The 14952-nt window shown below is 37.9% G+C and carries 11 protein-coding genes; all 11 read left to right on the top strand.

What is annotated here, in order from left to right:
* Window positions 1-23 precede the first annotated feature (23 nt).
* The 11 genes from M3610_RS11195 (at window position 24) to M3610_RS11145 (ending at window position 14952) form a co-directional block, all read left to right on the top strand.
* A complete protein-coding gene (locus tag M3610_RS11195; protein WP_066251284.1) occupies window positions 24-221 on the top strand; it encodes an SE1561 family protein in 198 nt (65 codons plus the stop codon).
* Between the two features lie 186 nt (window positions 222-407).
* Entirely contained in the window at window positions 408-1952 is a 1545-nt protein-coding gene (locus M3610_RS11190; protein WP_285851076.1) for a fumarate hydratase, read from the top strand.
* Between the two features lie 588 nt (window positions 1953-2540).
* Entirely contained in the window at window positions 2541-3533 is a 993-nt protein-coding gene (locus M3610_RS11185; RefSeq protein ID WP_251459418.1) for a nuclease-related domain-containing protein, read from the top strand.
* A gap of 52 nt (window positions 3534-3585) precedes the next feature.
* A complete protein-coding gene (pdaA, locus tag M3610_RS11180) occupies window positions 3586-4326 on the top strand; it encodes a delta-lactam-biosynthetic de-N-acetylase (RefSeq protein ID WP_396953645.1) in 741 nt (246 codons plus the stop codon).
* Window positions 4327-4453: 127 nt separating this feature from the next.
* Entirely contained in the window at window positions 4454-5836 is a 1383-nt protein-coding gene (rlmD, locus tag M3610_RS11175; RefSeq protein ID WP_098575685.1) for a 23S rRNA (uracil(1939)-C(5))-methyltransferase RlmD, read from the top strand.
* A 271-nt stretch (window positions 5837-6107) separates the two neighbouring features.
* Window positions 6108-7517, top strand: coding sequence for an IS110 family RNA-guided transposase (locus tag M3610_RS11170; RefSeq protein WP_483870108.1), 1410 nt, complete (start codon window positions 6108-6110; stop codon window positions 7515-7517).
* Window positions 7518-8268: 751 nt separating this feature from the next.
* Window positions 8269-9603 (top strand): ABC transporter substrate-binding protein, encoded by a 1335-nt coding sequence (locus M3610_RS11165; RefSeq protein WP_251459209.1) that lies wholly within the window; start codon window positions 8269-8271, stop codon window positions 9601-9603.
* Window positions 9604-9693: 90 nt separating this feature from the next.
* Window positions 9694-10584, top strand: coding sequence for a carbohydrate ABC transporter permease (locus tag M3610_RS11160; RefSeq protein ID WP_251459207.1), 891 nt, complete (start codon window positions 9694-9696; stop codon window positions 10582-10584).
* A gap of 22 nt (window positions 10585-10606) precedes the next feature.
* Window positions 10607-11494 carry a carbohydrate ABC transporter permease gene (locus M3610_RS11155; protein WP_251459205.1) on the top strand — a complete coding sequence of 296 codons (888 nt, stop codon included), beginning with the start codon at window positions 10607-10609 and terminating at the stop codon, window positions 11492-11494.
* A gap of 305 nt (window positions 11495-11799) precedes the next feature.
* Window positions 11800-13146 (top strand): NosD domain-containing protein, encoded by a 1347-nt coding sequence (locus M3610_RS11150; protein WP_251459203.1) that lies wholly within the window; start codon window positions 11800-11802, stop codon window positions 13144-13146.
* A 57-nt stretch (window positions 13147-13203) separates the two neighbouring features.
* A complete protein-coding gene (locus M3610_RS11145) occupies window positions 13204-14952 on the top strand; it encodes a cache domain-containing sensor histidine kinase (protein ID WP_251459201.1) in 1749 nt (582 codons plus the stop codon).

Raw genomic sequence — 14952 nt, 5'->3', positions numbered from 1 at the left:
GTTAGCGAAAGGAGTGAAACAACTTGGGAAGCCCGATTGAAGATAAAAATACACAAGTGAATTTTTTAAAACAACGCTTAAACATGTTCATTGATGTCCTTGATGCGATCGATCCGGAAGATACAGATCTTGAAGATATTGACCGCTTAATTTCAATGTTAGATGATATGGAATCAAAATGCAGAGAATTTAATAATCGTGAAGTGAGTGAGTCTGTTTAATCAACAGGCTCTTTTTAATGGGATAAATAGTGAATCCAATATTTACATGGAGATTTCCACGAATAACCTGGCAGCGGTTGCAAGCTAATCCTTTAATTCTATAGGTTATAGGAGTATAATATAAACGTGCAAAAATTGTAAAATTGAAAAATATTAATGGGGAACATGGGGAGAGGGGTACTCGAATTGAATATTTCTAAATTTCAAGAAAGCATGTATAAGCTAGTCGTTGAAACATCAACAAAACTTCCTAAGGACGTCCGCAGAGCTGTTAAACGGGCTAAGGAAAATGAAAATGCGGGAACAAGTGCTGCAATGAGCCTTGCAACAATCACAAATAATATCAAGATGGCAGACGATCAAGTGTCACCCATCTGTCAGGACACAGGTTTACCAACCTTTAAAATTAAAACGCCAGTAGGTGTGAATCAATTAGAAATTAAAGAAGCAATTCGTAATGCCATTGTGTTGGCAACGAAAGAGGGGAAGCTTCGCCCGAACTCAGTCGATTCCCTAACTGGTGAAAACAGTGGGGACAATCTTGGTGCAGGCGTGCCTGTTATCAAATTTGACCAATGGGAAAAAGATTATATCGACGTTCGTCTGATTTTAAAAGGCGGCGGTTGTGAAAATAAAAACATTCAATATAGCCTTCCATGTGAATTAGACGGATTAGGCCGTGCAGGGCGTGACCTTGATGGAATCCGTAAGTGCGTTATGCATTCCGTCTACCAGGCTCAAGGTCAAGGCTGCAGCGCTGGCTTTATCGGTGTTGGTATTGGCGGCGACCGTTCTTCTGGATACGATTTAGCGAAAGAACAGTTATTCCGTTCTGTGGAAGATGTGAACCCAAATGAAGACCTTCGTAAGTTAGAAGAGTATGTAATGGAGAATGCAAATAAATTAGGAATCGGCACAATGGGCTTCGGTGGTGAAGCTACCCTTTTAGGCTGTAAAGTGGGCGTCATGAACCGTATTCCTGCAAGTTTCTATGTATCTGTTGCCTACAATTGCTGGGCATTCCGTCGTTTAGGTGTGAGTGTAAACGCGGAGACTGGTGAAATCAACGAATGGATGTATCAAGACGGGGAATTCATTGATTTTGCTGAAAAAGAAGCAGCTGTGCAGGAAACGGCCGCTACATCTGAAGGGGTTATTACCTTAGAGGCGCCAATATCTGAAGAACAAATCCGTTCTCTAAAAGTAGGAGATGTCGTTCAAATTAATGGGATGATGTACACTGGCCGTGATGCAATTCATAAGTATTTAAGCGATCATGACGCACCAGTTGATTTAAATGGACAAGTGATTTATCATTGCGGTCCGGTTATGTTGAAGGATGAAGCCGGTGCTTGGCATGTGAAGGCTGCTGGTCCAACAACAAGCATTCGTGAGGAACCTTATCAAGGTGATATTATGAAGAAATTCGGCATCCGCGCTGTTATCGGTAAAGGCGGTATGGGACCGAAGACGTTAGCTGCATTAGAAGAACATGGCGGGGTATACCTAAATGCAATTGGCGGAGCTGCTCAGTACTATGCAGATTGCATCAAATCAGTTGAAGGTGTCGATTTAATGCAATTTGGTATTCCAGAAGCGATGTGGCACCTTCGTGTAGAGGGCTTCACAGCAGTAGTGACAATGGACTCACACGGAAACAGCCTGCACGCCGACGTAGATAAATCTTCATTAGAAAAGTTAGCAGCGTTTAAGGAGCCGGTTTTTAAATAGAGAGTTGTGGGATAGGCGCTCGGGTTGCGGGCGCTTATTTTTTTTATGAACTAAAAAACGAGATGATTTCCAAATAATATCCAGCAAATGTCGTAAGTTTCGAAAAATGGGCGATAAGAGTCCGATAAGATGTCATAAGTGCTGAAAAATACGTCATAAGTTACTGGATATTGAATTGATTTCCAAATAATATCCAGCAAATGTCGTAAGTTTCAAAAAATAGGTGATAAGAGTCCGATAATATGTTATAAGTGCTGAAAAATATGTCATAAGTAACCGGATATTGAATTGACTTCCAAATAATATCCAGCAAATGTCGTAAGTTTCGAAAAATGGGCGATAAGAATCCGATAAGATGTCATAAGTGCTGAAAAATATGTCATAAGTAACTGGATATTGAGTTGATTTCCAAATAATATCCAGCATATGTCGTAAGTTTCGAAAAATAGATAAAAAGTAGTCCGATAATATGTCATAAGCGACGACCAGACACAAAAGTTTCATAACAAGTATAAAAAAAGACTAGGATTACCAAATATCTTGTTGAAGTTATACTAAAAATACAAAGGAGGATTTATCTTGATTGAAATGGAACTCGCACCCCCTAATTTCTTGCTTCAAGTGGAGGCTTTAGAAAGAAGGCTAGCAGAAAATCATAGAAAAATGCCAGAAATAAAGTCTAAAATACGAATTTTAAGGTCCGGATATAATGGAGAAAAAACATTAAAATACTATCTGGATCAAATTCCCGTACACAAGTACCATATTTTTTACGGTCTTCGTCTTCCTATAGGAAATACCTATTTCCAGATTGATGCTCTACTCCTTTCCCAAAAATTAATAATAATAATTGATGCAAAAAACCACTCAGGAATGCTGCGATTTGAAAAAAAACAAATGATTCATGAATATGCAGACAACAGGGACATCTATGAGAATCCAGTAGCGCAAGTAAACCGCCATGAAATATTATTAAGACATTCATTTGAGTATGATAAAGTACCTCAGATTCCTATTGCAAACCTTGTTACTGTTTGTAAACCCTCTACAGAAATAATTATCAATCAAGAATACCAAGAAGCAGAGCAAAAAGTCATAAGGGCCTATGATTTATTAAGGAAAGTAGATGAATTAGAAGAGGCCCACACAGGAAAAAAGCTAAATAATAAGACCGTTAATCAAATCATTAATCTTTTATTATCGCGACACACACCTCAAAAAATTGATATCCTTAATTATTTTCAGGTTTCAGAAGACGAACTTATCTCGGGAGTCCAATGCCCAAGATGTTTAAACATTCCTATGGATTATATAAGGTCGAAATGGATATGTCCTAAATGTTTATTATTTTCAAAAGAAGCCTTCATTAATGGTATTAACGATTACTTTCTTCTGATCAAACCCTCATTTACCAATCATGAATTACGGAAATTTCTTAACATGCCTTCCTCTAGAACGACCGCATCCAATATACCTAAAAGAACTCTTCCCTATACAGGAATAAAAAGAGGACGAATCTACCACCAACCAACAATTCCTATTTTAACCAATCATGTTTTTCCACCTAATAACAAACACTAAAAAAAATAAAATAGGGGGAACATGGATGAAAAGATTATTGTGCATCCTTAGTATGCTGCTCTTATTTATACCGCAGAGTACATATGCGGCTGTATCCAATCAGCCGATCCATTGGGGCTTTAAAAAAGGGGTAAATGAACAGCCGGCAGAAGCAGGAGCTGAGCTTGATCAGTTAATTGAAAAATACGGTGCTTTTTATAAAAGTAACCCAGACTCAAAGACGTTATACTTAACTTTCGATAACGGTTATGAACAAGGATATACCCCTCAGATTCTTGATATTTTAAAAAAGGAAAAGGTACCTGCGACTTTTTTTGTGACAGGGCATTATTTGCTTTCGGCAGGGGATATTGTGAAAAGGATGGTTAAAGAAGGGCATATTGTCGGGAACCATTCGTGGCATCACCCGGACCTGACAACCGTAAGTGATCAAAGGATTCGTGAAGAGCTCGAAAAGGTCAGCGTCAAAACCAAAGAATTAACAGGGCAAAAAGAAATGAAATACCTTCGTCCGCCACGGGGGGTATTTAGTGAAAGAACGATGCAGATTGCTAATGAAGAGGGCTATACGCATGTATTCTGGTCACTCGCTTTCGTCGATTGGAATGTGAATTCGCAAAGAGGCTGGCAATATTCCTACGACAATATCATGAGGCAGGTCCATCCGGGCTGTATCTTACTATTACACACTGTTTCAAAAGATAACGCCGATGCTCTTGAAAAGGCAATTCAGGATCTAAAGAAAAAAGGCTACAAATTCAAAAGCCTTGATGATTTTCCGAAGAAAAAATAGATATATCACCCACAGAAACCGAATTTCTTTTTGGAATTCGGTTTTTCTGTGTGAATCATGCTATAATACGGGGAAATTAAAATGAAACGATCTATATGAATTTATGGAATATTATGGAGTGAAATAGATGAAAACTGATCAAAATATTAAAATTGAACTGAAGCAAACCTTTCCGCTTACGATTAAACGGCTCGGTATTAATGGGGAAGGTGTCGGTTATTATAAAAAACAGGTTGTTTTTGTGCCCGGTGCACTTCCCGGTGAAGAAGTGGTCGTAGAGGCGACGAAGATTAGCCCGAAATTTGCTGAAGCAAAAATCAAAAAAATTCGTATTAAATCCCCGCATCGTGTTCTGCCGCTGTGTCCGGTTTATGATCAATGTGGAGGATGTCAATTGCAGCACTTGAAATATGATCAACAGTTAAAGGAAAAACGTGATATCGTCATTCAATCACTAGAGCGCCATACCAAAGTAGACATTAGCAAACTGGATATCCGAGAAACGATTGGAATGGAAGACCCATGGAGATATCGAAACAAGAGCAGTTTTCAAGTGAAGGCAATGGATGGCAAGGTCCTTGCGGGGCTTTATGGCCTTAATTCCCATCAATTGATTAATATTGAGGAATGTGCTGTGCAGCACTCACAAACAAATGAAGCAACATCTGCGGTTAAACGGATTTTAGAGGAATTAAAAATTCCTATTTATAATGAAAAGTCCAGAAAAGGAATTGTTCGAACCATTGTTACTCGGGTTGGCATTCAAACAGGCGAACTACAAATAGTCCTAATCACAACTCAAAAAGAATTACCAAAAGTGGACATCATCATTCAGGAAATCCAAAAGCGTCTCCCGAATGTGAAATCAATTGTTCAGAACATCAATGGACAAAAAACCTCCCTTATTTTTGGTGAGGAAACACTTCCGTTAGCGGGTGAAGAGTTTATCCAAGAAACACTAGGAGACCTTCAATTTGAGCTTTCTGCAAGGACTTTCTTCCAATTAAACCCTGTTCAGACGGTTAAGCTTTATAATGAAGTGAAAAAAGCAGCTGCGCTGACTGGTCAAGAAAAAGTAGTAGATGCCTATTGTGGAGTGGGAACCATCGGGTTATGGCTCGCCGATCAGGCAGGAGAAGTTCGTGGAATGGATGTCATCCCAGAATCGATTGAGGACGCAAAGAAAAACGCAAAGCGGCATGGATTGACTAATACAAAATATGTACCTGGAAAGGCAGAAGAAGTCCTTCCTAAATGGGTCAAAAAGGGATGGAAGCCCGATGTCATTGTCGTCGATCCACCTAGAACAGGTCTTGAGGGGCAGTTAATCCAAACTATCCTCCAAGCAGAACCAAAAAAGCTCATTTACATCTCATGTAATCCTTCAACATTGGCGAAGGACATTCAAACGTTAAGTGCTAAATATGAAGTAAAATATATCCAGCCAGTGGACATGTTCCCGCATACGGCACATGTGGAGTGCTGTTCACTGCTGGTTTTAAAAAGGTAACCCAAAAATTAACTCTTCCGAACTAAAATAAACATTTTCCTGACTCCATACCAACCCGGGTTTGTTCCAATACGAATCCGGGCTTTTTTCAATATTTCTCTCAGGCAGCCATTCGGTTGCTTTTGCTCTTCGTGTTTCCTTTATCTCTTATGCCCTGTGCCTAGTATAGTAAATAGGTTCAAATAATAAAAAAGACCACCATTTTCATAGTAAAATGGAAGTACCTATCACAGAACTTCCAATACTATTCCCTACCAAGGAGCTGAAAATGATGGCTTATACATTATTGAATTATATTCAAGGAAAAAACGGAAGTCGATGGGCACAATTTGTAAGAGAAACAGGAACAGATTCTATGTTGATAGTGGCAATTGATGCAGCGAAATATACGCATAAGGCAATAATTTGTACATTTTATGGGGACGTATTAGTGAAACCATTTGAGTTCGATGCTTCTATGACTGGGCTTGAAAAGGTTAAAGAACAAATACGAATAGAAAAAGATCGGAATGGAATGAAGGAGGTAGTGGTTGGAGTTGAAACAACGGGACATTATTACGAGGATCTAGTGCGACGTTGTCAGTCTGAGGGTTATCATGTCCGCATTTTGAATGCCGCGACTACCGCACAAGAAAGGCAAGCTCTTTTAAATTGGTCAAAAACAGATAATTTGGATCTTATGGCGATTGTTCAATCTATGATTCACGGCCGAGGAACATCGAATGAACTATCTGTTGGAGACGTTCACAACCTGCAAAAACTAACACGTGCTCGCCGTGTATTAGTTGGGGAAAGAACTTCGACTGAAAATTTGATTCGTGTACATGTGGATCACATTTTTAGAGAGTTCCAGGGGAAGAGCATATGGGTTAATGGGAAACGTGAACATGTTTCCCCATTTTCTAAGCTATTTGCGAAAGCGCCTCGGTACCTCATGCGTCATTCTCTTCATCCAAGTGATATTCTTTCCCTTGGAGAGGAGGGGTTACGCGAGTTGTCTATTCGTGAAAACCTAAAACTTAGGGATAAAACGATTAAGATATTGATTGATTATGCACAGAACTCTATTTCACAACCAAAGGAGTTTCTAGAAGCCGATCAATTTCTTTTGCGGCTAGAACTCGATCGATTAGACCTTTTAGATAAACAAATTCAAATATTAGAAAGGGAAATCGAAGATTTATTTATTCAGACTGAAGGAGCAGTTATCCTTAGTGTCCCTGGAATAGGTGTTGTGACGGGGGCTGAATTATACGCAGAAATGGGAGATATATCTGATTTCGATCATGCCGGGCAATTAATTAAAATGGCGGGTACAAATCCAATTGTGAAGCAATCAGGAGGAAAAAAACCATCTTACTTTGGTGTTTCAAAACAAGGAAGAAGGACTTTCCGAAACGTTACCTATCAAGTAGGAAGATCCTTAGCCGTTAATAACCCTGAAATGAAACAGAAATATCTTGCTTTCAAAGAACGTGGAAAGCATCCTCGTCAGGCTTATGTGGCCTTAGGAAACCGAATGATTCGTCTAGCCTTTTCAATGATTAGGAATCAAACACTATACCGCACAGACCAACCAAACTATGTCTTGTTCGATGAGCTAAGTAAGAAACTGCGTATGCCTAATGTGAAACGATTTTATAGTAATTTCGTATCATCAACTGTTTGCCAATCAGCCTAGATTTTTGGATTATGTTTTCTCAACATTTGTGTGCTTATTTTTAAATTTACAGCGTTTAGCTTATAAAGTTAGGTATTTAATATTTTCTTAGGAAGTTTGTTTCTTTTAAAATGGGGCTCCTCTAGGACGTTAGATCACATTGTTTTCCGTGCCTGAGGCTCCAGACCTCGAGTGACAGCGTTATGGATCTTGTCCTACAAGTACGAATAATACGTGAAATCTAAGTTTAGATTTACTAGGCGGTATCCTCTGTAGGATGAAAAATGCAAGGTCCTTTCACGTTCTAGAGGAGCCCTATGATACATTCTGTGATAGTTGAACCTTCCAAAAAATTGAAATTAGGGGTTCTACTTAAGGTCGGTCTTTTTTAAGAAAAAACTACGATTGACTTATTAGCCATTATACGCTGTCACCTCATAAAAAAGTGGAACAAGCTACTAATTATCCTGGGAAGTTTGTTATTGAAAAAGTTCTAAATATATATAACCTTTTCTAAAAAAGTTAGAATTTTATTAAAACCCCTTAATTATTACAATAAAAGTGTAAAGAGAGTTTACAAAAACGTTAGAGGGGGCAAAAGGAAATAAAAGATAATCATTTTTACTTCAAGAAATGAAACCGCTATCAAGTTTTTGAAAAAGAATAGAAACATTAGAGGAAAATTATCAATGAATGTATGGTAGCCTAATAGCCCATTAGGGGGATTACCATTTATTAAGAATGCAGTCAAAAATAAAGGAGGCTGGTTAAGGTGAAGAAAAAGGGAATCCTAACGGTAGTTTCATTACTTTTAGTATTATCTATCTTTTTATCGGGTTGTTCGGGAGAAAAAACAGGAAGTTCAGAAACAAAAGGTGATAATAAAACCATTACGGTCCTCGTTGAAGGGGGAAGCCCGGCCTTTAAGGTTGCAAAAGAAACAGCCGCAGAATTTAAACAGAAAACAGGCTACGAAGTTAAAATTGAATCCGTTCCATATACAGGAGTCTATGACAAACTTAAGGCAGAGGTAGCTTCACGGGCAGGGGCTTTCGATGTTGCAACCATCGATATACTTTGGTTTCCTGCTCTAGCTGGCGGACTTCTGCCATTAGAAGATCTCATGACAGATGACCTTAAAAATGATTTATTCCCAGGATTAGTAGAAGGCGGAAGTTATCAGAATAAGGTTTATGGAATGCCGGTATGGACGAACGCCAAAAATTTAATCTACCGTAAAGACCTTTTCGAAGATGAAAAGAATAAAGCCGATTTTAAAGCAAAGTATGGATATGATTTACATCCGCCAACAACATGGGATGAATATCGGGATGTAGCCAAGTTTTTTACTAGAGATACAGATAATGATAGAAAAGTAGATTTGTACGGAACTACGGTATTTGGTGCGAACAATGGGGATGCGGTAGCCAGCTGGCTGGATCATGCAGCCCAAGCAGGTGCGAAACCATTGGTTGTTGGTGATAATGGCAAAGTTCTTGTTAATACAAAACCGTATGTTGATTCCTTGCAATTTTTAGTTGACCTTTTGAAAAAAGATCAATCGGTTCCATCAGGTGCACTAGAAATGGCATCTGCAGAAACTTCTGAGCTATTTTGGAATGGAAAATCTGCCATGATGCTTGCTTGGGGTCACTTCTATGTCCCTTCAAATGACCCTAAACAATCAAAGGTAGCAGGAAAAGTTGGAAGTGCCCCAATGATTGGCGGCGGAGCAGGAATAGGTGCTGTCCCAGGTCCTTGGTACCAGGTTATCCCTAGTTCTTCCAAAAAACAAGAGATTGCCAAAGAGTATCTCAACTTCATCTATGAAAAGAATGAACTATTTATGAAATCATTGGGGGTAGCAGCGAGAAAATCCGTTTTTGAAAGTTATAGTACACAGCAGGGCTATGAACATTTGAAACCGCTTATGACGACATTAAGCGGACCACAAACGCAAAATCGACCTGCTATTAAGGAATGGCAAGAAATCGAAAGTGAAGCACTCATCCCAGCCGTGCAATATGCACTTTCTGGAGAAAAAACACCTCAAGAAGCACTAGATTGGGCAGCAGATGTAATCAAAGATTTATTGCCGCCACAATAAACTGAAACGTACTTAATAGAACCTCTTCATACAGATATCTAATCCATGAAGGGGTTCTAAAAAATATATTGATAGAAAGGAGCGGTTTTCTTGAGACTGAAAAATGGGGCATTATCGACGATCTTTTTCTTTCCTGCAGGGATCTTTATGTTGGTATTTCTGGTCTATCCAATCTTTCTTTTAATTAGAGACAGTTTTTATAAGATTGATATCATTAATCCTTCATTGCGAGAATTTGTTGGTTTTGCAAACTATACAAACTCGTTGACTTCCGAACGATTTTTAAAAGCGCTTTGGAACACAGTCGTTTATATAGGAGTAGCGGTGGGTTTCGAGTTTATCATCGGGCTTATCCTTGCTTTGCTTCTAAGCAATGCTTTTAAAGGAAGCCAATTTATTCGGACACTATTGTTAAGCCCGCTTATGCTGGCACCGTTAGTTACAGGAATCATTTGGAAATTTATGCTTAATGACCAATTCGGCATTATCAACTGGGGGCTTTATAAACTTGGAATACTTTCTGACCCGCATCAAATACTCTGGTTATCAGACTCCCGTTTTGCACTCTATTCTACGATTATTGCAGACATTTGGTTAACAACGCCTTTCATTATGCTCGTTCTATTAGCAGGTATTAAAGGAATCCCGATTAGTTTATATGAATCTGCTGAAATGGATGGGGCCAATAAATGGCATAAGTTCCGTTACATTACTTTCCCTTCTCTTATCCCAGTAGCAACAGTAGCATTATTAATTCGCATTATTGATGCTGCCAGAACATTCGATATTGTCTGGGTGCTTACGCAAGGGGGACCAGGTTTTTCTTCCGAATTGCTAAGTACATATATGTATAAGACATTGACCCGTTATGGAGAGGTTGGGCAGTCAAGCGCAATGGCAGTCATCTTTATCATCATTTTATTATTCCTAAGTTCTTTCTTTATTACAAAAATGTGGTCACCTAGGAGAAGACATTCATGATGATAGGAGAGGTGAAATAGAAATGGCCCATATACCATTAAAAGAAACGATTGCAGAAAAACCAGTTTGGTTTGCAACTTTACATGTTAAACATAAAATATGGACGCTGATTGTTTTGTTTACCACTTGCTTGCTGGCTTTATTATTCTTAGGTCCGCATATCTATCTATTATTAACATCATTGAAACCATCCGCAGAGGCAGTTTCTGTGCCGCCGACTTTATGGCCCTCGCAATTTTCACTGGAAAATTATATAAAAATGTTCGATTACTTGCCTATAGGAAAATATTTTCTAAATAGCTTAATTACAGCGGGTGCCAGCACCATTTTAAGTGTGTTTTTTGGGGCCATGGCTGCATATGGAATTTCTAGATTTTCTTCCATAACAGGAAGCTACTTTTTGTTATTCACCTTAGTGATCAGAATGGTACCTATGATTAGTATTGCAATTCCTATGTATATGATTGTAAAAAGTATGGGCTTAATTGATACCCATTTTGCCTTAATATTGGTGTATACCAGCTTAAATGTTCCGTTTGCTATTTGGTTAATGATTGGTTTTTTTGACTCAGTTCCAAAAGAATTTGATGAAGCGGCCAGGGTGGATGGATGCAGCTGGATCGGAGCCTTTATCAGAATTATTCTTCCGGTGTCACTCCCTGGACTGGCAACGACAGCTATCTTTACTTTTATGTTAGCATGGAATGATTTCTTGTTCTCGCTACTCATGACCAGTACGAATGCCAAAACGGCAACAGTAGGGATTTCAGAATTTTTAACCGCTTATAATCTTGATTTAGGACCAATGACAGCTGCTGCCATCTCATTTAGTCTGCCTGTTATGATATTTTCTTTTTTCATACAGCGTTATATTGTAAGTGGCATGACTTTAGGAGCAGTAAAAGAATAACGACTTGATCTTGAATGAAAAAAAGGCAAATGGTGGAGTGAGGTAAAAGTATGTTTGATGATGGCAGAGAAGGCAAAAGCGAAACAAATAGCAAAAGATTGCATTAAACTTGTCAAAAATCTTTAAACTTACCTTAAATGATGGGAATAATATGAAAATGCTGATTTTTCTTGTCTAGTGATAATCCTTCTGAGCGAAAATAATCAGAAAAAGGAAAGTACGAATTCGTAAGGCTTTACTTCCAGCTATATCAAGGAATAAGTAGTTTATGCACAAACATACTAAATTGATAGGAGAATTTATTTATGGCTAGTAAAAATTATTACGACGTAACAGAGTGGCCTGTCGGTAATCCCTATGAGGATATTGGTGAGGTAATCAATAGCATTATAGCAGATATTAAAAGTAGGCAATCGGACGCTGATTTGAATAAAGGCGGAAAGCCGGGTGCGGTTATCTATATTCCACCGGGAGATTATCATCTTAGTAGTCAAGTAGTTATAGACATCAGTTATCTTAAAATTATGGGTTCTGGACACGGGTTTACATCTTCGAGTATTCGTTTTAATACTTCTGAGAATGAATGGGCGGATTTGCATGAATTGTGGCCGGGAGGAAGTCGCATACTCGTAGATATTCCCCTTGAAGTAAGTGACGAGGAATATAAAGGAGCTGCATTTTATGTTAAACGAAGTGGAAATCCCCGAATAAGTTCAGTAGAGTTTTCTGACTTTTGTATTGATGGTTTGCATTTTATTGAAGATGGCTCGGGAGAAACAAATCCGGAGAACACATACACCAACGGGAAAACGGGAATTTATGTTGCAAGTGCTTGTGACTCATTTCGGATTACAGGCATGGGGTTGGTGTATTTAGAGCATGGAATTACTATTTATCATGCAGATGCACTGACTATACATGATAATTTCATAGCTGAATGTGGAAACTGTGTAGAGCTGCGAGGTTGGGGACAGGCTTCAAAAATAACCGATAACTTGATAGGAGCCGGTTTTAAAGGATATTCAATTTACGCTCAAAATTTTGGTGGACTTTTGATTACAGCGAATAATGTTTTTCCACGAGGTGCGAGCAGTATCTATTTTGATGGTGTGACACGTTCCAGTATCACAAATAATAGACTTCATTCATTTTATCCAGGAATGGTGGTATTCAGGGGGAATTGTTCGGAAAATTTGGTTTCTTCAAATCACTTTTTACGTGACCATGAACCTTGGACTCCTTTTCTGGGAATAGACAATGGTTTAGATGATTTGTATGGTCTCCTCTATATCAGTGGCAATAATAATTCTGTAATTGCTAATCACTTTTCTGAAGTAATTAATACTCAGAACATCAAGCCGGTAGGTGCAACACCTGTAATCATACGAATTGTTTCAGGTAATGGAAATTATATTTCTAATAATCATGTTGTCGCCATGGAGGTTCATGCCAAGATAAGTGATTCTTGTTTCTCTGCGCAAGTAGAAGCTTTGTTAACTACCGAAGCATCAGAACCGCTTACCGTAACAACAGTATTGATAGAAAAAGAGTCGCTTCAAAATACGATTCTTGATTCGGGGAGTGATGCTCAGGTTGTTATGGATAAGACTGTAAATGCATTCAGAGCCACTCCCACGCCAGGTGCTTCCTAGTGCTATCACCAGAGTAAGCACAACCATGGACAAAATTCTTAAAGCTGGAGAAACATAATGACTAACCTAATGAGACTCATCGACTCTCCAATTAAGCGTAAAATTATCTTATTAGCTTTGTTTTCAGCCCTAATCCCTTTACTTGTTATTGGTCCTTTTACGTTCATTTATTTTAATAAAGTAATAGAAAATAAAGTATCTTCCACGATTGATAACTTCTTAACTATTGTCGATTGGAATATTAACTCATTTGGAAGCAATGTAGAGAATCTATCTAATGACATTTTTCTTTCGGATGAAATTCAGGACTATTTATTCTATAAAAAAACAGATGCAAAGTTATACAGGTTGGAGACGTCATCTCTAGAAAACTTGAATAATATAACGGTGGTAAACAATCCCTATATTAATGCCATCTACGTTGGGAATGCAAATCACGGCTTTTTGAAAGTAAACCGCGGGGAACAAAATTTGAAGAATGATATCTATCAAACGATAAAAAAGTCCAATATCTATCCGCGTTTACTCCATAGCGAATGGCAGGGTGAATGGTTAAATGGAAGTAATACAAAACTTGTTAAAGGTGCAAACCAATCTTTACTATACGGAAGAAATATTCGAGATCTTGGAACGAAGGAACAAATGGGGCTGGTACTGATCGATCTTGATCCAGCGTATTTTGATAATATGTTTAAAAATAGTAACCCTCCAGGCGATATTTTAATACTGGATGGGGATAAAATTTTGTTCTCTAGCAATCATAGTTTCTCTTCATCTCAGGTAGCCAAAATCATTCAAAGTCGTGAGAAAAGCGGAACCATTAAAAAAGTAATGAATGGAACGCAATATTTCTTTAATTATCATACAAACAAAAAAACAAATTGGGATGTTGTTAGTATTATCCCCTATGAAAATATTGTTCGTGAGGTCAATCAACTTCGATTAGTAACGATTTCTTTATTAGTGATGGCATTAATGTTCTCCTTAATTATTGCCTTATTTATTACCAGGAGAATTACAAATCAGTTAAGTTTGCTGCGCATGGTTACTGAAAAAATGGAAAAACGAGAGACTGTAGTAGGTATTCATTTTAATAATGAGGATGAACTTGGAGAAATCGGGAACAAGATTGTTCACCTTTATAATTGGAATAATGATTTAACTAAAAGGTTATATAAATCACAGATTAAGGAAAAGGAAGCAGAGCTATTAGCCTTGCAAAGCCACATTAATCCACATTTTTTATATAACACATTGAACACTATTTATTGGATGGCAGAGAAAGTAAAAGCGAAACAAATAGCAAAAATTGCGATTAATTTGTCAAAAATTTTTAGACTTACCTTAAATGATGGAAGTCATATTACCTCCGTAAAGAATGAAATGGATCAAGTAAAGAGTTATATGGATATCCAAAATATTCGTTTTGACCAAAAAATCCACTACACAATTACGATTGAACCTGAAATCATGGAAGAAAGTATCATTAAATTGCTGTTACAGCCCATTGTAGAAAACTCTGTTTACCATGGGTTAGAACATCAGGAAAGCGGAACCATCATGATTGAAGGCATGAAGGTCGCAGATGGTCTACTTTTCATTATTCGTGATACAGGAAAAGGATTTGACATGAATGAAGTAGATATTAACAAAAAGGGCTATGCTTTGAAAAATATTAATGAACGATTGAAACTTTATTATGGAAAAGAATATGGATTAAAGATTAAGAGTGAAATAGGAAATGGAACTACCGTTTATCTTAAGGTTGGCCTAAAGAACGACGGAATTACTCATAACAATCTTTAA

Source organism: Neobacillus sp. MER 74 (assembly GCF_023714155.1).
The sequence above is the reverse complement of the archived record's forward strand: the minus strand, read 5'-3'. Positions and strand labels throughout refer to the sequence as shown.